A 20,052-nucleotide genomic window follows, 5' to 3' on the forward strand; every position below is an offset into this window, starting at 1 on the left:
TGTGTTCGTTACAGAATTTCACCCCAGCTTCACTAACCAGCCTGAAAACGATGACGTGCTTTGGCGCTATATGGATCTTGCCCGGTTCCTCTCCTTGCTAGAGGACGAAGCAATCTATTTTGCGCGAGCAGACCAGATGAGTGATAAGTGGGAGGGTTCATACAGCCAGGCCAACGTGGATATGCGCCCCCAGCTTTATGGTGAGTTGTTTGAAGACATGAATCGCCAGTACCCGATCATGCACGAATCAGGGCTAAAGACGACTCATGTCAACTGTTGGCACGAGTCTCCTGTCGAATCCGCGGCCATGTGGGACATCTACCAACGTGAGGGCCGCGGAGTCGCTGTCAGGACAACATGGAAAAGTCTGGTTGCAAGTATTGGGTCCGATCGGAGCATCTTCGGCGGTCGAGTTAATTACGTCGACTACAGAACGACTTTCATTCCGGAGGGCAACTTTTTTGATCGCTTCATGCACAAGCGATTGAGTTTTGCTCACGAACGCGAAGTCCGCCTCATCATGATGACGGGGCGAAGTATCCCGCACCCCACGGAGGAACATAGCGCCATTTCGCTGGGTCCCGAGCCTCCTGTGATACCCATTCCCGTCGATCTAAAAAAATTGATACAAGCAGTGCACGTCGCACCGGATGCTCCGGATTGGGTAAGCGACCTAATCCATAAGGTGTGCAAGAGATATGGTCACGGCTTTGGTGTCCGGCACTCCGATTTGGCGAGCGATCCTATTGTCTGAATTCCGCCAATCGAGCTTCTGCGATGACAACTATGTCCTTGACCGCCGGGAGTGCTTTCCCAACGAGTTCCTCGTTTGTGCCCGGAGCGATATCAAGATCCCAGAGAGCCAGCCCACCCACCCGCCGTCGTAGTACACGGACACACAGCGCAACGTTCCGGCCCCCACACGTAACCTGTTTAGATGCCTCGTTTTGCGCTTGATATTGAGTCCGTGCCCCGTCCTGCCCGTTCGCAGGAGCTCCTGGACGCCGTGAACCACTCCGTGGTCATTGCCGACGGCGCGATGGGCACGATGCTGCAGGGCCGGGACCTCTCACTCGAGAAGGACTTCCTGGGCCTCGAAGGCTGCAACGAGATCCTCAATGACACACGGCCGGATGTCCTAGCGGACATCCACGACGCCTACTTCGCAACGGGCATCGACGCCGTCGAAACCAACACCTTCGGCGCCAACTGGTCCAACCTCTCGGACTACGGCATCGACCACCGCATCACAGAACTCGCCCTCAAGGGCGCAAAGATCGCCCGCGAACGCGCCGAGGCTGCGGAAGAAACAGACGGACGGATGCGCTGGGTCCTCGGCTCCATGGGCCCGGGCACCAAGCTCCCCAGCCTCGGCCACACCAGCTATGACTACCTCAAGCAGACCTTCGCCCTCCAGGCCGAGGGCCTCATCGACGGCGGCGCGGACGCCTTCCTCATCGAAACGAGCCAGGACCTCCTGCAGACCAAAGCCGCGGTCAACGGCTGCAAGCAGGCCATCGTCACCCGCGGCATCCGGCTCCCCATCTTCGTCGAGGTGACGGTCGAGACCACCGGAACCATGCTCATGGGCTCCGAAATCGGCGCCGCACTCACCGCCCTGGAACCGCTCGGCGTCGACGCCATCGGCCTGAACTGCGCCACCGGACCGGACGAGATGAGCGAGCATCTCCGCCACCTCTCCAAGCAGTCCTCCGTGGCCATCGCCTGCATGCCCAACGCCGGCCTGCCCATCCTCGGCGCCAACGGCGCCCACTACCCGCTCACCCCCACCGAACTCGCCACCGCACACGAGCAGTTCGTCCGCGAATTCGGCCTGGGCCTGGTGGGCGGCTGCTGCGGTACGACGCCGGAGCACATGGCCGCCGTCGTCGAACGCCTTGCGCCCTTCCGCACCCAGAAGACGAAAGCGAGCAGCGGCCCGGCCCGCGTCCCCACCGAGCGCGAGGCCGGCGTCGCGTCCCTCTACCAGCACGTGAACTTCGACCAGGACGCCTCCTACCTCGCCATCGGCGAACGCACCAACGCGAACGGCTCCAAGGCGTTCCGCCAGGCGATGCTCGAAGAGCGCTGGGACGACTGCGTCGACATCGCCCGTGAGCAGATCCGCGTCGGCGCGCACTTGCTGGACGTCTGCATCGACTACGTGGGGCGCGACGGCGTGGCCGACATGAAGGAGATCGTCTCCCGTTTTGCGTCGGCCTCCACGCTCCCCCTGGTCATGGACTCCACGGAACCGGCCGTACTTCAGGCCGGCCTCGAACACATCGGCGGCCGCCCGGTGGTCAACTCCGTCAACTACGAGGACGGCGACGGCCCGGACAGCCGCTTCGCGCGGATTATGCCGCTCGTGAAGGAACACGGCACCGCCGTGATCGCCCTGACCATCGACGAACAGGGCCAGGCCCGCACCACTGAGGGCAAGGTGGCCATCGCCTCCCGCCTCGTCGACGCCCTGGTGGGCGAATGGGGGATGCGCGTCGAGGACATCATCGTCGACTGCCTGACCTTCCCCGTCGCCACCGGCCAGGAGGAGACCCGCCGCGACGGCATCGAAACCATCGAGGCCATCCGCCAGATCACCGCCAAGTACCCCGGCATAAACACCACGCTCGGCGTCTCCAACGTGTCCTTCGGCCTGAACCCCGCAGCGCGCATCGTCCTGAACTCCGTGTTCCTGCATGAGGCCGTCCAGGCGGGCCTGACCAGCGGCATCATCGACGCCGCCAAAATCGTGCCGCTCGCCTCCCTCCCGGAGGAGCAGCGCAAGGTGGCCCTGGACCTCGTCTGGGACCGCCGCGAATACGACGCCGACGGCAACACCACCTACGACCCTCTCGCCATCATGCTGGACATGTTCGCCGGCGTCGACACCGCCGCGCTCAAGGACCAGCGCGCCGCTGAACTCGCCGCGCTGCCCACGGGCGCGCGCCTGGAACGCCGCATCATCGACGGCGAGGGCAAGGGCCTCGAGGATGACCTGGACCTGGCACGCAGCGAGGGCATGACCCCGCTGGGCATCATCAACGACCACCTGCTCGAGGGCATGAAGGTGGTGGGCGAGCGCTTCGGCGCCGGCGAGATGCAGCTGCCGTTCGTGCTGCAGTCCGCCGAGGTGATGAAGAACGCCGTCGCCCTGCTCGAGCCGCACATGGAGAAGTCCGACTCCTCAGGCAAGGGCACCATGGTGATCGCCACCGTCCGCGGCGACGTGCACGACATCGGCAAGAACCTGGTGGACATCATCCTCACCAACAACGGCTACAAAGTGGTCAACATCGGCATCAAGCAGGGCATCGCCGAGATCATGGCCGCCGCGGAGGAACACAACGCGGACGTGATCGGCATGTCCGGGCTGCTGGTGAAATCCACCGTGGTGATGAAGGAAAACCTCGCCGAGCTGCAGTCACGTGGCCTGGCCAAGAAGTGGCCCATCATCCTCGGCGGCGCCGCCCTAACCCGCGCCTACGTGGAGCAGGACCTGGCCGAGCAGTTCGACGGCGTGGTCCGGTACGCCAAGGACGCCTTCGAGGGCCTTGCCCTCATGGAGCCGCTCGTGCGCGTCGCCCGCGGCGAGTCGCCGGACGACGTCGGCCTGCCGCCTTTGAAGAAGCGCATCCACAAGGGCGGCGCGAAGTTCACGGTGACCGAGCCCGAAGCGATGCCCGGCCGGTCCGACGTCGCCACCGATAACCCCGTGCCCGCGCCTCCGTTCTGGGGTACGCGCATTGTCCGCGGCGTCTCGCTCCACGACTACTCGGCGTTCCTCGACGAGCGCGCCACGTTCATGGGCCAGTGGGGGCTCAAGCCCGGCCGTGGCGAGGACGGCGCCTCCTACGAGGAGCTGGTGGAACGCGAGGGCCGGCCGCGCCTGCGCTACTGGCTGGACCGCATCCTCGGTGAGGGCATGCTGGACGCGTCCGTCGCCTACGGCTACTTCCCGGTGGTTTCCGAAGGGGAGCAGGTGGTGGTGCTGCACCATGGGGAGGATCGCGACGGCGTCCTGGGCACTGCGGGGCTCCTCGCCCCGGACGGTGGTTCAGGCGGTCCGATCGGCACCGACCGGCTGAGCTTCAACTTCCCGCGCCAGCGCCGCGACCGGCACCTGTGCCTGGCCGACTTCGTGAAGTCCCGCGAATCCGGACAGGTGGACGTCCTGCCGGTGCAGCTGGTCACCGCCGGCTCGAAGATCGAGGAGTTCACGTCCAAGATGTTCGCCGCCAACCAGTACCGCGACTACTACGAGCTCAACGGCCTGGTCATGCAGCTTACCGAGGCGCTGGCGGAGTTCTGGCACGCGCGGATCCGCAAGGAACTGGGCTTCGCGGCCGAGGAGCCGAAGGACACGGCAGGGTATTTCAAGCTCGACTACCGCGGTGCCCGTTTCTCGCTCGGCTACCCCGCGTGCCCGGACATGGAGGACCGCCGCAAGGTGACCGAGCTGTTGAAGCCCGAGCGGATGGGCGTGGTCCTGAGCGACGAGCTGATGCTGCATCCCGAGCAGTCCACCGACGCGTTCGTGTTCCACCACCCGGAGGCGAAGTACTTCAAGGTGTGAGTTGGGAGTAGTCCTTGGCCTGGGTGAAGCGCCTGAATGTGATGGCGCGGAGAGTTTTCACCGATTGACTGTCTCTGTCTGGTGCAGGAGGGCCAGCTCCGGGCGTGTCGGGAGTCCTTCCCAGTCCCCGTAGGCAAGGCAGGCGAATGCTCCGGTTTTGGCGGCGAGCTCGAGCCGGTCCGAAGGGGCTTTCCCTGCCATCAGGTCCGCCAGGTAGCCGGCGACAAACGCATCGCCCGCCCCGACGGTGTCCACGGCTTCGATCGCTACAGCGGGTTGGTGGTAGATCTTGTCGTCAATGGACGCCACGGCCCCCTTGCTTCCCAGCTTGATGATCGCTTGTGACGGGCCGAGGTCGGCCAGGCGTTGGGCCAGTTCGGTGGGCTCGTGGGCAGGTCCGGTGGCAATCACCGCCTCTTCGTCGCCGGCGAAGACGATGTCGGTGAGGGGAATCAGTTCCTGGTACGAGCGTCGGGCATCCTCTGTGGTCCAGAGGTTCGCCCGGTAGTTGAGGTCGAACGAGACGGTCACCCCTTGTGACCGGGCGATGTCGATGGCCTCGCGGATAGTCGTAGCTGCGGTGGCTGAAAGTGCGGGCGTGATGCCGCTGACATGGAGGACCGCAGCTCCCGAAATGAGCGAAGAATCCAGGTCCTCCGGCGTCAGCTTGGAACCGGCACTTCCCGCGCGGTAGTAGCTCACCTTTTGCGTGGCCATCGTTCGCCGTTCCTTGAGCATGAGCCCTGTCGGCGCTGACGGATCCTCGATGCTGCGGACCGTGACTCCTTCGGCACGTATTTCGCGCCGGACGAGCTGGCCGAGGGAGTCGGCCCCTGTCCGGCCACACCACACCGCGGTGCCGCCAAGACGCTGGACACCGATGGCCACGTTGGATTCGGAACCGCCGATGCCGAGGCCCATCGAGGAGACGTGGGCAAGCGGCCCGGGATGCTGGGCGGTCAGGAGTGCCATAGTCTCCCCGATTGTCACCAGGTAAGGTGCCACTTCGGCCGTGCTCACAGCGATGCCCTGGCTTCGTCGACGATGTCCCGCAGGCGGCGTGCGCGCTCTGTGAGCTTGCGCAGGTCTCCACCCTTGAAGGCGTCGCCGAGCAGCGGGCCGCCCAGGCTGACGGCCAGTGCTCCCGCCGCCATCCAGTCGGCGGCGTCGTCGATGTTTACCCCTCCCGAGGGAACCACCTCAATGCCCGGAAACGGTCCGCGCAGCATGGACACGTAGCCGGGACCGACGACTGATGCGGGGAAGACCTTGACCGCCGTCGCTCCTGCCGTCCACCCCTTGTACAGTTCCGTGGGAGTCAGCCCGCCCGGGTAGATAGCGACGCCGCTTTGAACTGCTGCGGAGATAATGGCGCTGTCGGTCACGGGAGTGACCAGGTACGTTGCTCCGGCGTCGATGGCCCGTATTGCCTCGTCGGCTGTGGTTACAGTGCCCACACCGAATTCCGCCGCGCTGCCGAACCGGTCCTGCAGCAGCGGGAGTTCCTCAAAGACCCCGGGCGTGCTCAGGGTCAGTTCGATGCTGGACACCCCGCCGTGAACCAGTGCTTCCACCACGGGGGCATAAGCACGTGCATGGGAAGCCCGCAGGACCGCAATGGTTCCTGTGTCCAGCAGTATCTGGGAAGCGGAAGCGCGTTCGACGACGGCTGGTGGCTGTTCTGGTGGAGGCACGGCTATTCCTTCAACTGGTGAGCTGGTGTGGACGTTGGTTACTGCGGCAGTAAAGGTGCCATGGCGTCAACGGCCCAGCCATCCGCCGTCGACGGGGAGGACTATCCCGTTGACATAGTCTGACGCAGCGGAGGCGAGAAACACGGTGGCGCCACCCAGGTCTTCAGGCTGCCCCCACCGTGCGGCGGGAATGCGCCCAAGAATCGCCTGTTCACGGTCCGGGTCTTCCTGCAAAGCCTGCGTGTTGTCAGTGGCAATGTAGCCGGGTGCTATGGCATTGACGTTGACGCCGCGCACTGCCCACTCGTTGGCGAGTGCCTTTGTCAGGCCCGCGACCCCGGACTTTGACGCAGTGTAGCCGGGCACGTTGATGCCGCCCTGGAAACTGAGGAGGGATGCGGTGAAGATGATCTTCCCGCTGCCCCTTGCGAGCATCTGTTGTCCGACGTCCCGGCTCAGAATGAACTGGCTGGAAAGGTTCACTTGGATGACCTGGTCCCACATGTCGTCCGGGTGCTCGGCCGCTGGCGTGCGGGCAATCGTGCCTCCGTTGTTGACCAGGATGTCTATGGGCCCCGCAGCAACCAGGTTGGCGGCGAGTTCGCGCACCGCGGCGCGGTCTGCGAAGTCCGCGCTCATTGCCGTGAACTGGCGCCCAAGTGAAGTGACGCGTTGCTCGATCACGCTGCCTTCGGCCTCGAGGTTGGCGGAGACCCCGATGATGTCGGCCCCGGCTTCGGCGAGGGCTACGGCCATCGCCATGCCGATGCCTCTCCGGGCTCCGGTAACAACCGCGGTCTTGCCGGTCAGGTCAAACAGCCCCGGGGTTTTCACGAGGCCGCCGCCCGGCAGTCGACCAGGACCTTCATGGCTCCGCCGCTTTCAAGGGCAAGGAACCCTTGCTCAACGTCCTCAAGGGACACCACCTGGGAGATCATCCGGCGGGCGGGGATGGCACCGCCAGCCACGAGGCGAACGGCTTCCTCGAAATCCTCCCGCTGGTAAAGGCGGGCACCAAACATTTCCAGTTCCCGCCAGAAGAACCGGTGGAGGTCAATCTCCTTCGGCTTGGGGTGGATGGCAACCATAACGAGCCGTCCCCTGGTGGTCAGGACCTCAACTGCGGAGCTGACCCCTGCCGCTGCCCCGGAGACCTCGAAGGCCACGTCCGCTCCTGCCCCGTCTGTCTCCCGCAGGACATAGTCCACGAGGTTCTCTTCGCGCGGATCGACCGTGGTGATGCCGAATCCCTTTGCTGTTTCCCTCCTGCCCGGATCGAGCTCTGCCAGTACCACGCGGGCGCCCTGCCGCAGGGCTACGGAGGCAATGAGCTGACCCACCGGCCCGCCGCCGATCACAACGACGAAGTCTGACGCGGCCAGTCCTGAACGCCGGACGTCGTGCACTGCCACCGCCGTCGGTTCGATGAGCGCTGCTTCATCGAGGGCGAGTCCCTCGGGCAGGGCAACGAGGACCTCGGCCGGGACGTTCCACGCGCTCTGCATGGAACCTTCGGAGTCGATGCCGATGAAGTTCAGGCTGTGGCAGATATGGGAGTTCCCCCTGCGGCAGGCAGAGCACGAACCACAGGAGAGGGTGGGCATGACCGTGACGGGTTGGCCCACTGCCCATCCTGAAACCCCGTCGCCTATGGCTGCGATGGTGCCTGACATCTCGTGGCCGATCACCGCAGGCGTGGCTACCCGCCCATCCATGTCCCCGTGGAAAATATGCAGGTCTGTGCCGCACAAGCCCGTGTAGGCAACGGCAATCTGCACCTGCCCGGCTTCAGGAGGCCCAACGGTGGGCGCCGCCGTCGTGAAGGTTCGTCCGCCGATGTACATGGCAGCTGTCATGGTGTCGCTCCTGGTGGAAGATCTGGTTACTGGCTGGCTGGGGTGGATCGCTTTGCCGTGAAGGCCGGTTATTGCGCCGCTACCTCTTGGTGCTGCTCGCCAAGTCCTTCGACGCCGATGGTCATGGTGTCCCCGGGGCTGAGATACGGGAACCGCCCCGAGAGGGCCACGCCCTGGGGCGTGCCGGTGTTCACGATGTCCCCTGGATCGAGGGCCATGTACTGGGAAAGATCGCGGATGATCTCCGCGACGCTGAAGACCATGTCCGCGGTGGTGGAGTCCTGCCTTTCCTCCCCGTTCACGCGGGAGTACAGCCGCAATTGCTGGGGGTCCGGCACATTGGCGGCGGGGACCAGCGCGGGGCCGAGCGGGTTGAAGGTGGGGGCGCATTTGCCCTTTGACCACTGTCCGCCGGAGTGCTGGAGTTGATAGTCCCGCTCGGACACGTCATTGCTGATGGTGTACCCGGCGATGCAATCCAGCGCTTCCTCGTGGCTGCGCAGGTAGGAGGCACGCTTGCCGATGACCACCGCAAGCTCCACTTCCCAGTCCACCTTCTGGGCGCCGGGCGGGAGGACGACGTCGTCGTTGGGGCCAACCACCGTGTTCGGGTGCTTGAAGAAGATGATGGGCGCCGCGGGTGGTGTGTCGCCGGTTTCGGCCGCATGCGCGGCGTAGTTCATGCCGACGCAGACCACGGCGCCGATCCCGGTGACCGGGGCCCCCACCCGCATGCTGTTGGCGTCTGCCAATTCAGGCAGGGAGCCGGCTTGCAGGGCAGCGCGCGCCTGCTCGATCACGCCGGCGCCGATGGCGGCGCCGGTGATGTCCGCTGTTATTCCCCGCAGATCGTAGTAGGTGTCTCCTTCGCGGACAGCCGGTATTTCCTGTCCCGCCTCGCCCAGTCTCATCAATTCCATTGGCGTTCTCCTAGTTCAAGTGGGTCAAGGGTGGTGGTTCAGGGGGACGGTCGCAGGAGGAGGCTGTGCATGCCGCCGTCGACCGCAAGTGAGACGCCGGAAGTGGACGCGTTTGCGGGATCGGCCAGGAACAGCACGGAGGCGGCGACTTCTTCCGGGGACACCAGGCGTCCGTGCGGTTGCCGGGCTTCCAGCGCCCGGCGTTCTGCTTCCGGATCGTCCGCTGCCCCCAGCAGCCGGTTGACCCAGGGTGTATCCGCCGTGCCGGGATTGACGCAGTTGACCCGGATTCCCTCCCGCAGGTGGTCCGCGGCCATGGCGCGCGTAAGGGCATCAACGGCTCCCTTGCTCGCCGAGTAGAGGGCGCGTTGTGGAAGCCCGTGCGTCGCCGCGATGGATCCGATGTTGACGATCGCTGCGGCTTGTGAGCGTTTCAGGTGCGGCAGCGCGGCCGCTGATACGCGCACCATGCCCACGACGTTCACGTCCAGCACGCGCAGCCAGTCCCCGTCATCGTTGTCGGCTACGGTGCCGGTGGCCCCGATGCCCGCGTTGTTAATGACGACGTCGATGCCGCCGAACGTGCGCGCTACGGCTTCCACGGCGGCCTCGACGGAGCCGCTGTCGGCGACGTCGCACTGCTGGCCCAATACGTCGTCGGGAAGGCCGGCCGGTTCCAGGTCAAGGACAGCGACGCGCGCTCCCTGGTCCACGAGCGCGGCGGTGACGGCGGCGCCGATGCCTGACGCTCCTCCGGTGACAATGGCCCGGATGCCAGAAAATGAGCCCATAAAGCACCCCTAAAGGTAATGAGTGGAGGCGGACTGATCAGCAGAGTTTGGCTGGTGGTGGCACCCGCAGACCTCTGCCGCCGTCCTGCGAGAACGCCTCGGCAAAGCGGTGGTAGGCCCCGATCAGGTGGGCGCGCATGGCGGCCTCGGCTGCATCGGAGTCGCAGGCCGTGATCGCATTCACAATGTTGCGGTGCTCGTCTACTGTTTGCTTCCCTTTGTCGTCCGCGCGGTGGAGCCGGAAGAGGTGCAGGTGGCAGTGCGTAGCCCGGTAGGCGTGCAGTGCAAACTGGTTGCTGCTGGCGCTGAGGATACTGTCATGGAAGTGGGTGTCGTGCGCCACGAGGAGGTGTCTTACGCTGGTGGCGTTCTCCGTCCCGGCTTCGAAGGTCGCGAGTGATTTTTGCAGCATTCGGGCCGGGTTGCTGAGGCGGTTCAGTGCGGCCACGCCGGCCGCCCAGGGCTCCACCATCAGCCGGAATTCGAAAAGTTCGCGGAGTTCAGCCATGTCCAGCAGCTGCGTTGTCCGGTAACCCTTGCCGGGAGTCTTGATGATGAGGTTGTCGCCCTCGAGTTGGCTCAGCGCTTCCCGTACGGGTGTTTGGGACACCCCGAACTCCCGGGCGAGGGCATCGATGTTCACCTTCTCGTCGGGCGGCAGCTGAAGGTCAAGGATCCTGGCACGCAGCATCGCATAGACGTCCACGGCAGGCCGCGCCCGGGATCCGTTGTCAGGGGATTGCTCAGCCATGGTGTGCCGGCAGGTGTGGATGGGCAGCGGGATTGTTCATCTTCAATACATACTCCAGCAGGTTGCCGATGCCGTAGCTCCACGGTTCGAGTGTCTCGGTTGGTTTCACCGTGTTGGTGAGCGTTCCGAGGCGGCTGCTGCTGATCTGCACGGTGTCGCCGGTTTCGTGGGTGAAACCCATGCCAGGGGCGTTCCGGTCCTCGTTCGGGGCAAAAAGGGTACCGGTGAACAGTGCGAAGCCGTCCGGGTACTGGTGGTGCGGGCCGAAGGCCGCGCCCACGAGTTCCTCGAAGGGACGGCTCAGCCGCTGCACGCTGTTGGTGCCGGTGAGGGTGTATCCGTCGGTTCCACGTACTGTCAGCCGGATCGTCTCCTGGCGGGCGTCGTCCAGGGTGTAGGAATCGTTGAACAGGCGGATGAAGGGGCCCAGCGCGGCTGACCCGTTGTTGTCCTTTGCCATACCAAGCAGGAGTGCGCTCCGCCCCTCGACGTCGCGCAGGTTGACGTCATTGCCCAACGTGCAGCCACGCACGCGCCCCTCCCGGTCCACCAACAGGACCAGTTCGGGTTCCGGGTTGTTCCAGGAGGAAAAGGAGGGAATGCCGATGTCCTCGCCGCATCCTACGGTCGAGAGGACAGGGGCTTTAGTGAACACCTCCGGGTCCGGCCCGATGCCAACCTCGAGGTACTGGGACCAAAAGCCCGCCCGGACCAGCACTTCCTTGACCCGTGCGGCCTCCTCCGAGCCAGGGCGCACGCCTGCCAGGCTTCCACCGATGGACTCCAGCACCTGTGCTCGCATCTGCTCCGCCAGCGTCAGGTCACCAGCACAACGTTCTTCGATGACCCGCTCGATCATGCTGTCCACGAAGGTCACCCCGCAGGCTTTCACAGCCTGCAGGTCCACCGGCGAGAGAAGATGGGGTTCGTCCCGGCCTCTTCCCCCGTTGAGGACGCTCTCCAGGTTCCAGCTGCGGGCCCCCTCTTGGCGCGCACCCTCCAGCACGCCGTGAAGGTCGTCATGATTGAGCAGCGCGGACACGGTGTTCGCATGATCGAAGAGATCGAACAGCACGCCTTCGTGGAACAGGACCGGGCGTGGGCCCTGGGTTTCCGGGTCCCACAGGCGGCCAACCAGCAGGGCGGCCGAGGCGTCCTGCGGCAGTATTGCTTCCGGTTCCAACCGTGTCATTGGGGTCCTCCTGCAGGTTCAAGGCTTCCGTCCACCCGGCGGGCGATGCCCCAGGGGTTCGCCTCCTGGAGTGCCGGCGGAAGTACGGGGTCGGGAACGTTCTGGTAGGCCACCGGGCGCATGAAACGCCTGATCGCGGCCGTGCCCACCGAGGTCGTACCCGGTGCCGTGGTCGCCGGGTAGGGCCCGCCGTGATGCTGCGCGTAGGAGACCGTGACGCCTGTGGGCCAGCCGTTCCACAGGACCCTGCCGGCGATACCCGTAAGGGTGGAGAGCAGTTCAGGGGACGAATCGCCGTCGTCTGCTTGAACGGTGGCCGTCAGCTGTCCCTCCATCTGCGCAGCAAGTGCAGGCAGGTCGGCGACGTCGTGGTAGCGGACCACCACTGTTGCCGGGCCGAACATCTCACGGTGGAGCACTTCAGGGTCTGACGCGACGGTACGCGCATCGACCAGCAGGACCGTGGGTGCGGGCACTTCATCGTCGGAGCCCGGAACGAGGGCCTGCACGCCGTCGATCGAAGCGACCTCTCCGCGCGCCTTGCCGAACGACTCCCTGAGACCGGGAGTGAGGAGCTTGGTCAGCGACACCTTCTTGAGTGCGGACTCCATAGTGCTGCGCAACTGTTCCTCGGAGGCGGAAGCCGGGACAAAGAGCAAGCCAGGCTTCGTGCAGAACTGTCCCATGCCTACGGTGAAGGATTCCGCGTAGCCGGTGAGGATCTCTTCAGCGCGGGCTTCCCATGCCTGGGGGAGCACGAAGACCGGGTTGATGCTGCCCAGTTCCCCGTAGAACGGGATGGGCACGGGTCGGGCATTGGCCCGATCGAAGAGCGCCCGGCCCCCGGCCGTGGAACCCGTGAATCCGATGGCCTTGACGAGCGGGTGATCCACCAGGGCTTCCGCTGCAGAGCGGCCGTCCACCAGCGCGAACAACCCCGGAGGGGCGCCGGCTTCGGCCAAAGCTTCGGCTACGACTTCCCCCGTCCTCAGCGCGAGTTTCTGGTGCCCGGAGTGGCACTTGTGCAGGACAGCGCAGCCGGCAGCGAGAGCCGAGGCACTGTCCCCGCCCATGACACTGAACGCAAAGGGGAAGTTGGACGCCCCAAAAACGCCCACCACGCCCAGCGGCACGTTGACCCTGCGGATATCCGGGCGGGGGCCCATACCCCAGTCCGGATCGGCGTGGTCCACGGTGGCATCGAAGGCGATGCCCGTGCGCACCTCATCGGCGAACAGGTCCAGCTGGAACGCTGACCGTTTCAATTCCCCCTGAAGCCTGGCCTCGGCGAGATTCGTATCAGCGGCCGCCAACGCAACCAGTTCGTCTGCGTTGGCACGAAGGGCATCCGCGATTGCGTTAAGCCGGGCAGCGCGTGTGGAAGGCGGCTCATCGGCAATGGCAAGGAAGGCAGCGTGGGCTTCCCGCGCGGCCTGGTCCACCTGGTCGGGAGTGGTGGCGATGGTCAGGGTGGTCATGTGCATGGCAGATCCTTCCGGAAGCTCAGCGGGCATTCAGTTCCTGCCAGACGGCACCGTCCGGGTAGGACCAGCGTGAGGTGGACTCGGGCAGCATCCTGGCGCCCACACCGGGCAGCTTAGGTGCCTGGTAGCGCCCGTTAGAGACTACTGCCGGTTCGGTGAAGTGTTCGTGGAGGTGGTCTACGAACTCGATGACGCGGTCCTCCATGGTGCCGGTAATGGCTGCGTAGTCGAAGAAGGAGAAATGCTGCACCAACTCGCACAGCCCGACGCCACCAGCGTGCGGGCACACCGGGGTTTCGAAGCGGGCCGCGAGCAGCAGGTTGGCGATGTTCTCGTTGACGCCGGCCACGCGGGTCGAGTCAATCTGCATGATGTCGATTGCGCCCGCCTGGAGCATCTGCTTGAAGATGATGCGGTTGTGGACGGCTTCGCCCGTTACCACCTTGATGGGGTGGACAGCCTTGCGGATGGCGGCGTGGGCCAGGATGTCGTCCGTGCTGGTGGGTTCTTCGATCCAGTAGGGCTCGAAGTCCTGAAGCTGGTTGACCCAGTCGATGGCCTCCTGCTCCTCCCAGCGCTGGTTGGCGTCGATGGCGATGCGGACGTCCGGTCCTACCGCCTCGCGCGCCAGCGACAGGCGCCGCCGGTCGTCCTCGATACTGCCGGCGACCTTCAGCTTGATCATGCCGAACCCGTCGGCCACTGCCTCCTTGGACAGGCGTACAAGCTTCTCGTCGCTGTAACCGAGCCAGCCCGGGGTGGTGGTGTAGGCCGGGTAGCCGTGTTCCTTGAGTTCGGCGATGCGCGCTTCCTTGCCCACCTGGCCCTTTTTGAGGATGTCCGCGGCGTCTTCGGGGGTGAGGGCGTTGCGGATGTGGGTGAAGTCCACTGCGCTGATGATTTCTTCCACAGGCATTTCGCTCAGCAGCAGCCACAGCGGCTTCTTCTCCCGCCGTGCCCGAATATCCCACAGCGCGTTGATAAGCCCGCCGGCCGCCATGTGGGACACCCCCTTTTCGGGGCCAAGCCAGCGCATCTGCGAGTCATGGATGAGCCGCCGGGAAGAGTCTCCAAGGTTGTTGACGAGTTCGTCGGTGTCCCGTCCCACGAGGAGCTCACCGTAACTGTCCATCGCGGCAGTGATGATCTCGTTGCCGCGGCCGCAGGTGAACACGAGACCGTTGCCGCTCTCGCCGTCGTCAGTGGTGATCTCCACATAGGCTGCCGAATAGTCCGGGTCTACGTTGACGGCATCTGAGCCGTCAAGTTCGAGTGAAGTGGGGAAGCGGACGTCCGTGGTGCGGACGGATTGAATTTTTGACATGAGTGATTTCCTTGCAGGTCAACGGCGGAAGGTTTAGAGGAAGCCGAGCAATACCGGGAGGCCAAGCGTGACGACGGGGATGAAGGTGATGAACAGCAGTGTCACCACCATGGGGACGAAGAACGGGAGTATCCCCTTGATAACGACTGGCACCGGGGCCTTGGTCACGCTGGAAAGGACGAACAACACCAGCCCCACAGGTGGGGTGATCAGTCCAATCAGCAGGTTGAAGATGACCATGATTCCGAAGTGGACGGGATCGATCCCGAACGTTTCTGCCACGGGCAGGAGGACCGGGACGAGGATCAGGATCGCCGCCGTCGGCTCCAGCACGCAGCCAACGAGGAGAAGCAGCACGTTGACGAGGATCAGGAAGACGATCGGCTGGTTGGTGATGTCCAGGATCAGGTTCGCAGCTACCTGCGGAGCCTGTTCCCTGGCCAGTACCCAGCCGAAGAGCGCCGCCGCAGCAACGATGAGGAGCACCGAGCCGGAGGTCTCGACAGTGGTCAGCAGCGTGCGGTACGCCTTCCGCCACGTGAGTGCCTTGTAGACGACGGCGAGGACTGCGATGTAAATGACGCCGATCCCGCTGGCCTCGGTGGGAGTGAAGACGCCGCTAAGGATGCCGCCCAGGATCACCACTGCAGAACCGAGGGCCGGAACCGCGCCGAGGGCCGTCTTGCCACGGGTGGCCCACGTCGCTTTGGGCAGGCGGAGATCGTTCTTCTTCCGCATGAGAAGCCACACGGTAGCGCACAGTGCGCTGACCAGGATCAGCGCGGGGACGATCCCTGCCATGAAGAGGGCACCGACGGACACTCCGGCCGTGACCGCGTAGATGACGGCCGGAATGCTCGGCGGGATCATCGGTGCAATCAGGCTTGAAGCGCCTGTGACCCCGAGCGCGAACTCCTGCTTGTAGCCGCGCTTGACCATGGCCGGTACCTGAACCCGGCCCATCGCAGCGGCGTCGGCGATGGCGGCGCCGCTCATCCATGAGAAGCCGAAGCTGGTGGCGACGTTGACGTAGCCCAGGCTGCCCCGGAGGTGGCCGATGGCTGCCACCGCGGCGTCGTAGAGCTTGTCCGTGACACCGGATACGTTGGCCAGGTTGCCCAACAGAATGAACATTGGAACGGCGAGGATTGAGAAACTGTCGACGCCGGAGACCGTCTGCTGGACGGCGGTGCCCAGACGCACGGACGGGTCCATGAGGACATAGCCGAGGGACGGAATGAGCAGTGCGATTGAGACAGGGACGCGGAGGGCGAGCAGCAGCAGAAGGCTGATCACCATGATGAGGAGTGTCATATTGGTTCCTAGACCGCTTCCCGTTCGAGGTTTTCCATTGCATCCGGCACTAGTTCGGGATGGCGGATGTTGAGGTACATGTGCACGAGGGCGTGGAAGCAGATCAGGGCGAATCCTGCTACGGCGGAGCTGTAGACAATGCTCATGGGCAGTGACGTCGCGGGGGCCTGGAGGCGCGCCGCGCCGGCTGCGAATTCTGCTCCCGCGAATGCCATCATCCCCGAGGCGATGATCACCATGGCCAATGCGAAGGTATCCAGGACGATTGTCCCCTTCCGCCCCAATTTGCTGGCGAGGAGGTCCACTGCGATGTGGATGCGGCGCGCCATGACGAAACCGGCGGAGACGAACGTGAACCACAGCAGGGCGAACCGCGCAAGCTCCTCAGTCCAGGTGAGCGGCGAATTGAAGACGTATCGGCTCACCACCTGGAGAATGATCAGGCCGAGCGTACCCACGAGGAACGCGCATGCTGCGACCCTCTCCGTGACCACCAGGTACCGGTAGGGGGCGCTCCGCTGTTCAGCGAAATCAGGGTCATCGGGTTCCTGCGGGACCCGCAGCCCCGCTGCAATGTTGTTTTCGGTGTTCCCGTATGTTTGCCCACCGACAGCTTCAGTCATCGGGCGGACTTGATCTGGTCGTAGAGGTCACCCCAAGGCTGCTGCCGCATGGCTTCGCCTGCAGCGGCGGCGAAGGATGCGCGGTCCACGTCCTCGTTGACCTGGATGCCGCTGCCGGTCTTCCATTCTTCGAGGACGGATTGCTCCTGCTCCTCGACGCACGTGCGGGTGGCCTCTGCGCCGGCCTGCATCGCTTCCTCGAGTGCCGTGCGTTCTTCATCCGTGAGGCCCTCGTAGACCGCCCGGCCGGTGTTCAGTTGAACGCCCTGGATCATGTGGCCGGTGAGGTTGATGTAGTCCTGAACCTCGTTGAATTTGGCGGTGGCGATGGTGGGAATGGGGTTTTCCTGGGCGTCGATAACGCCCTGCTGCAGTGCGAGGTACACCTCGTCGAGCGCCATCGGGGTTGCGGTTCCACCCATGGCGCTGACGTTGGCCAGGTAGAGGGGGGCGTTGGGAGTGCGGATCTTGAGGCCGGCAAAGTCCGCTGCGGTGCTGATCTGCTTGTTCGCCGTCACGTGGCGGGTCCCGTAGTACCAGCTGGAAAGTACCTTGATGTCCGAGGACTCGTAGAGCTTGTCGAAAACGGCCTGCATCTGCTCGCCGTTTGCCGTGTCCACGAAGTGGTCCACGTCCTCGAACAGGTACGCCGCATCGAGGACGGCCGCGTTCTGCTCCCAGACGCCCAGGAAGGACGGGCCCGCCACGGCCATGTCCAGGCTGCCCGAGGCGACCTGTTCGAGCAGCTCGGATTCGTTGCCAAGCTGCGCGGACGGGAAACTCTGGACCTGCAGGCCGCTTCCCTGCAACTCCTCCTTGATGGTGGCGACGCCGCACTCCTCCACGGGATGGCCGGCGTCATAAACGTGGGCCAGGCGCAGGGTTTTAGCGTTAGCGTCAACGGACTCGACCTTGCTGCGGTCGACCGGTGTACCGACGCTGCAGCCGGACAGCAGCAGGGCGGCCGCTGCCGCCACGCTGAGTACGAGCTTCCCTTTGCCGCGGGGAGCTGCCACATTGCTGGTGGGGTTAGTTTCAAGCTTCATTGCTGAATCCTTCCGAAAAACGGGTTGGTCGTTAGATCGTTGAGTGGGATTTGAGAGGGGAAAGGGACAGTTCCTTGGCCAGGCGGTCCAGTTGGCTGATGGTGGATGCCGGCAAGGGGACGGCGTCCGCGGCGTCTGCTTGGCGACGCCGCTCCGGGTCTCCGGGTGCAGCGACAGGCTGGCCGCCCGGACCCGAGGAACGCACGCGGTCCTGCAGTGTTGCCACGCGCGATGCCGTATGGGCGCTTCCCGCGAAGGCGGCAGTATCAAGGCCGATGACCAGATGGCCGTTGTTCATGCGGGATGCTGGATTGGACCAGATGTCGATGGTTTCAAAAGCATAGGTTGCGTCCGTCAGGGACGCTGCGAAGGCTTCGAGCAGGACGGCAACTGCTGAGCCCTTGTGTCCGCCGAAGGGGATCATCGATCCCTTTTCAGCTTCGAAAGGGTCGGTGGTTGGGTTTCCGTGGGCGTCAACGGCCCAGCCCTCCGGGAGCTGGGTGCCTTCGTTCTTCGCAGCGATCACCTTGCCGTAGGCGCCGTTACTGGTCGCCAGATCAGCGGTAAGCGGCCACCCTGAAGAGCTCGGAGCACCGAGTGTCAGTGGGTTTGTACCGAGGACTTTCGTGGTTCCCCCGTGAGGTGCGACTACCGGTCCGGTCGAGGAGGTAATAAAGGACATAAAGCCCGCCTCGGCCAGCAGATCGCTCCAGAAGGCGCCGGCCCCGAAATGGCTGCTGTTGTGAACGGCGACGGCGGCGATGCCCTGCACGCGACCGACGCTGATAATCCGTTCCACAGCAGCTTGCATTGCCACCTGCCCCAGCGCGGCATCGGCGTCGAGTACTGCCACGCTGCCTTCATCTTTCGAGAACTTCAGGCTGGGCCGTGGATTAATCCCTCCGAGCCGCAGCGCCTCACAATACAAGGGGAGGCGCAGCAGTCCGTGGGAGTAGATGCCGCGCTGATCCGCCTGCACAAGGGAGCGGGCCGTGAGGTCCGCATCCGTGTGCGGAACACCGCGGGCTGCCAACGCTTCAGTGGCCAAGTGAACAAGATCCCGCTGTGGGAAGAGTTGCTGGGTACTCATCGTCGAACGCCCTTCATATAGGAATCTTTAGAATCCTATATGCATTGTGTGGCAGACCACAAGTGGTGCCGGAGGGTTAAGCCGATTCAGGGAACCAGCACGGAGCCGTGGGCCAGCCTGCGGATGCCGCTGTGAAAGGCTGCAGTTATGGACATCTCATCCCGGGAACATGACCTCGTTATCTACGGAGCAACAGGTTTCGTTGGCAGACTGATCGCCGCCTATGTCGCCGAGCATGCACCGGCCGGTATGCGGGTTGGGCTCGCTGGCCGGTCCACGTCCAGGCTCGAGGCGCTTCGGTCCGAGTTGCCGGCCGTGGCGCACGGGTGGGCCCTCATCGAAGCCGACTCGGGGGAAGCGGACTCTCTCGCCGCCCTGGCTGCGAACACCCGCGTGCTCTGCACCGCCGTCGGTCCCTACGCGAAACACGGACTGCCCGTCGTCGAGGCGTGTGCCCGGGCCGGTACCCACTACGCCGACCTCGCCGGTGAGGTGTCCTTCATCCGGGAGGCGATCGATCGCTACGACGCCCTGGCCAGGACGACCGGGGCACGGATCGTGCACTCCTGCGGCTACGACTCCGTGCCGTCCGACCTCGCCGTCCTGCTGCTTCACCAGGCGGCAGAAGCCGATGGCGCGGGCGGTTTAGCCGAGGTCCAACTCGTTGCGAGGGCCAGGGCCGGCATCAGCGGAGGCACGCTGGAATCGATGCGCGGGCAGCTCGATGCGATGCGATCGAGCACCGCCCTGAGGTCATTAGCCGCGGACCCCTACGCCCTGAGCCCCGACCGCACGCGGGAGCCGACGACACCACAGCCTCCTGACGCCGGGCCTGTGCGCCGTTCCGATGACGGCACCTGGACCGCGCCTTTCGTGATGGCCCCGTTCAACACCCGGATTGTGCGCCGCAGCAACGCATTGCAGGGCTGGGCCTACGGCCGAGCCCTGCAATACGGCGAGGTGATGGGGGTGGCCCCCGGACCGGCGGGAGCGGTCCTCGCCAGGGCGTTGACCTTCGGGCTCCGGGCATTCTCGGGCGCGATGGCATTTCCGCCAACCCGGAAGGTGCTCGACCGCTTTCTTCCGGCACCGGGTGCGGGTCCGAGCACCAGCATGCAGCGCGCGGGCTGGTTCCACTCCCAGGTGACCGCCCGCACCGAGGACGGCCAGCGTTACCAGGCGATTGCTGCTGGCCCCGGTGATCCCGGCTATGCCGCCACCGCCGTGATGGCAGGGGAGACAGCACTCGCTCTTGCCCTCGACGGTGACAGGCTGCCAACCGCGAAAGGGTCGCTGACACCGGCCACCGCACTCGGCAACGTGCTCATAGAGCGACTCCGCGCGGCCGGCCACACGTACGCGGTAAGCAAACTCGCCTGAACCCGGGTCCT

General features: G+C 64.7%; 17 protein-coding genes. 3 read left to right on the top strand and 14 right to left on the bottom strand.

From position 1 onward, the window contains the following. Window position 1: 1 nt before the first annotated feature. Both NFU08_RS02695 and metH read left to right on the top strand, forming a co-directional pair. Window positions 2–754 carry a DUF2971 domain-containing protein gene (locus tag NFU08_RS02695; protein ID WP_251420539.1) on the top strand — a complete coding sequence of 251 codons (753 nt, stop codon included), beginning with the start codon at window positions 2–4 and terminating at the stop codon, window positions 752–754. Window positions 755–937: 183 nt separating this feature from the next. Next, a complete protein-coding gene (gene metH / locus NFU08_RS02700) occupies window positions 938–4,576 on the top strand; it encodes a methionine synthase (RefSeq protein WP_251420546.1) in 3,639 nt (1,212 codons plus the stop codon). Window positions 4,577–4,633: 57 nt separating this feature from the next. On the opposite strand, the gene NFU08_RS02705 is transcribed toward metH, so the two are convergent. From NFU08_RS02705 to NFU08_RS02770, 14 genes are all read right to left on the bottom strand, one after another. Then, the gene (locus NFU08_RS02705; protein ID WP_251420548.1) at window positions 4,634–5,596 is read right to left on the bottom strand and encodes a sugar kinase; all 963 of its coding nucleotides are present in this window, start codon (window positions 5,594–5,596) and stop codon (window positions 4,634–4,636) included. Then, the gene (locus NFU08_RS02710; protein WP_251420549.1) at window positions 5,593–6,270 is read right to left on the bottom strand and encodes a bifunctional 4-hydroxy-2-oxoglutarate aldolase/2-dehydro-3-deoxy-phosphogluconate aldolase; all 678 of its coding nucleotides are present in this window, start codon (window positions 6,268–6,270) and stop codon (window positions 5,593–5,595) included. The genes NFU08_RS02705 and NFU08_RS02710 overlap by 4 nt, the downstream gene beginning before the upstream one ends. Window positions 6,271–6,336: 66 nt before the next feature. Beyond that, on the bottom strand, window positions 6,337–7,104 hold the full coding sequence (locus tag NFU08_RS02715; RefSeq protein WP_285835562.1) for an SDR family oxidoreductase: 768 nt from the start codon (window positions 7,102–7,104) through the stop codon (window positions 6,337–6,339). Then, window positions 7,101–8,126: a zinc-binding dehydrogenase gene (locus NFU08_RS02720; RefSeq protein ID WP_251420551.1), complete on the bottom strand. Its 1,026-nt coding sequence runs from the start codon at window positions 8,124–8,126 to the stop codon at window positions 7,101–7,103. Before NFU08_RS02720 ends, NFU08_RS02715 begins: the two co-directional genes overlap by 4 nt. 68 nt (window positions 8,127–8,194) lie before the next feature. Beyond that, window positions 8,195–9,046: a fumarylacetoacetate hydrolase family protein gene (locus NFU08_RS02725; RefSeq protein WP_251420553.1), complete on the bottom strand. Its 852-nt coding sequence runs from the start codon at window positions 9,044–9,046 to the stop codon at window positions 8,195–8,197. A gap of 38 nt (window positions 9,047–9,084) precedes the next feature. Next, window positions 9,085–9,837, bottom strand: coding sequence for an SDR family NAD(P)-dependent oxidoreductase (locus NFU08_RS02730; RefSeq protein ID WP_251420555.1), 753 nt, complete (start codon window positions 9,835–9,837; stop codon window positions 9,085–9,087). A gap of 37 nt (window positions 9,838–9,874) precedes the next feature. Beyond that, window positions 9,875–10,588, bottom strand: coding sequence for a GntR family transcriptional regulator (locus tag NFU08_RS02735; protein WP_251420557.1), 714 nt, complete (start codon window positions 10,586–10,588; stop codon window positions 9,875–9,877). Beyond that, window positions 10,581–11,780, bottom strand: a complete 1,200-nt coding sequence (locus NFU08_RS02740; protein WP_251420565.1) for a fumarylacetoacetate hydrolase family protein — start codon at window positions 11,778–11,780, stop codon at window positions 10,581–10,583. Before NFU08_RS02740 ends, NFU08_RS02735 begins: the two co-directional genes overlap by 8 nt. Further along, window positions 11,777–13,264 (bottom strand): aldehyde dehydrogenase (NADP(+)), encoded by a 1,488-nt coding sequence (locus tag NFU08_RS02745; RefSeq protein WP_251420567.1) that lies wholly within the window; start codon window positions 13,262–13,264, stop codon window positions 11,777–11,779. The genes NFU08_RS02740 and NFU08_RS02745 overlap by 4 nt, the downstream gene beginning before the upstream one ends. Before the next feature lie 19 nt (window positions 13,265–13,283). Further along, entirely contained in the window at window positions 13,284–14,588 is a 1,305-nt protein-coding gene (locus NFU08_RS02750; protein WP_251420569.1) for an enolase C-terminal domain-like protein, read from the bottom strand. A 33-nt stretch (window positions 14,589–14,621) separates the two neighbouring features. Further along, complete coding sequence (locus NFU08_RS02755; RefSeq protein ID WP_251420571.1) at window positions 14,622–15,902, bottom strand: TRAP transporter large permease; 1,281 nt, start codon at window positions 15,900–15,902, stop codon at window positions 14,622–14,624. A gap of 8 nt (window positions 15,903–15,910) precedes the next feature. Continuing rightward, a complete protein-coding gene (locus tag NFU08_RS02760; protein ID WP_251420573.1) occupies window positions 15,911–16,525 on the bottom strand; it encodes a TRAP transporter small permease in 615 nt (204 codons plus the stop codon). Continuing rightward, window positions 16,522–17,571: a sialic acid TRAP transporter substrate-binding protein SiaP gene (locus NFU08_RS02765; protein ID WP_251420580.1), complete on the bottom strand. Its 1,050-nt coding sequence runs from the start codon at window positions 17,569–17,571 to the stop codon at window positions 16,522–16,524. The genes NFU08_RS02760 and NFU08_RS02765 overlap by 4 nt, the downstream gene beginning before the upstream one ends. A 31-nt stretch (window positions 17,572–17,602) precedes the next feature. Continuing rightward, window positions 17,603–18,661 (bottom strand): Ldh family oxidoreductase, encoded by a 1,059-nt coding sequence (locus tag NFU08_RS02770; protein ID WP_285835563.1) that lies wholly within the window; start codon window positions 18,659–18,661, stop codon window positions 17,603–17,605. 147 nt (window positions 18,662–18,808) lie between these two features. On the opposite strand from NFU08_RS02770, the gene NFU08_RS02775 reads away from it, so the two are divergent. Then, window positions 18,809–20,041: a trans-acting enoyl reductase family protein gene (locus NFU08_RS02775; RefSeq protein WP_251420584.1), complete on the top strand. Its 1,233-nt coding sequence runs from the start codon at window positions 18,809–18,811 to the stop codon at window positions 20,039–20,041. The last annotated feature ends 11 nt before the right edge of the window (window positions 20,042–20,052 follow it).

The organism is Pseudarthrobacter sp. NCCP-2145, from assembly GCF_023708005.1.
Taxonomy (GTDB): domain Bacteria; phylum Actinomycetota; class Actinomycetes; order Actinomycetales; family Micrococcaceae; genus Arthrobacter; species Arthrobacter oxydans.

Coding starts and splice junctions, on each gene's coding strand:
- NFU08_RS02740 (WP_251420565.1), bottom strand. CDS start 11,780: ATGACACGGTTGGAACCGGAAGCAATACTGCCGCAGGACGCCTCGGCC.
- NFU08_RS02730 (WP_251420555.1), bottom strand. CDS start 9,837: ATGGGCTCATTTTCTGGCATCCGGGCCATTGTCACCGGAGGAGCGTCA.
- NFU08_RS02750 (WP_251420569.1), bottom strand. CDS start 14,588: ATGTCAAAAATTCAATCCGTCCGCACCACGGACGTCCGCTTCCCCACT.
- NFU08_RS02735 (WP_251420557.1), bottom strand. CDS start 10,588: ATGGCTGAGCAATCCCCTGACAACGGATCCCGGGCGCGGCCTGCCGTG.
- NFU08_RS02720 (WP_251420551.1), bottom strand. CDS start 8,126: ATGACAGCTGCCATGTACATCGGCGGACGAACCTTCACGACGGCGGCG.
- NFU08_RS02725 (WP_251420553.1), bottom strand. CDS start 9,046: ATGGAATTGATGAGACTGGGCGAGGCGGGACAGGAAATACCGGCTGTC.
- NFU08_RS02775 (WP_251420584.1), top strand. CDS start 18,809: ATGGACATCTCATCCCGGGAACATGACCTCGTTATCTACGGAGCAACA.
- NFU08_RS02745 (WP_251420567.1), bottom strand. CDS start 13,264: ATGCACATGACCACCCTGACCATCGCCACCACTCCCGACCAGGTGGAC.
- NFU08_RS02755 (WP_251420571.1), bottom strand. CDS start 15,902: ATGACACTCCTCATCATGGTGATCAGCCTTCTGCTGCTGCTCGCCCTC.
- metH (WP_251420546.1), top strand. CDS start 938: ATGCCTCGTTTTGCGCTTGATATTGAGTCCGTGCCCCGTCCTGCCCGT.
- NFU08_RS02760 (WP_251420573.1), bottom strand. CDS start 16,525: ATGACTGAAGCTGTCGGTGGGCAAACATACGGGAACACCGAAAACAAC.
- NFU08_RS02770 (WP_285835563.1), bottom strand. CDS start 18,661: ATGAGTACCCAGCAACTCTTCCCACAGCGGGATCTTGTTCACTTGGCC.
- NFU08_RS02765 (WP_251420580.1), bottom strand. CDS start 17,571: ATGAAGCTTGAAACTAACCCCACCAGCAATGTGGCAGCTCCCCGCGGC.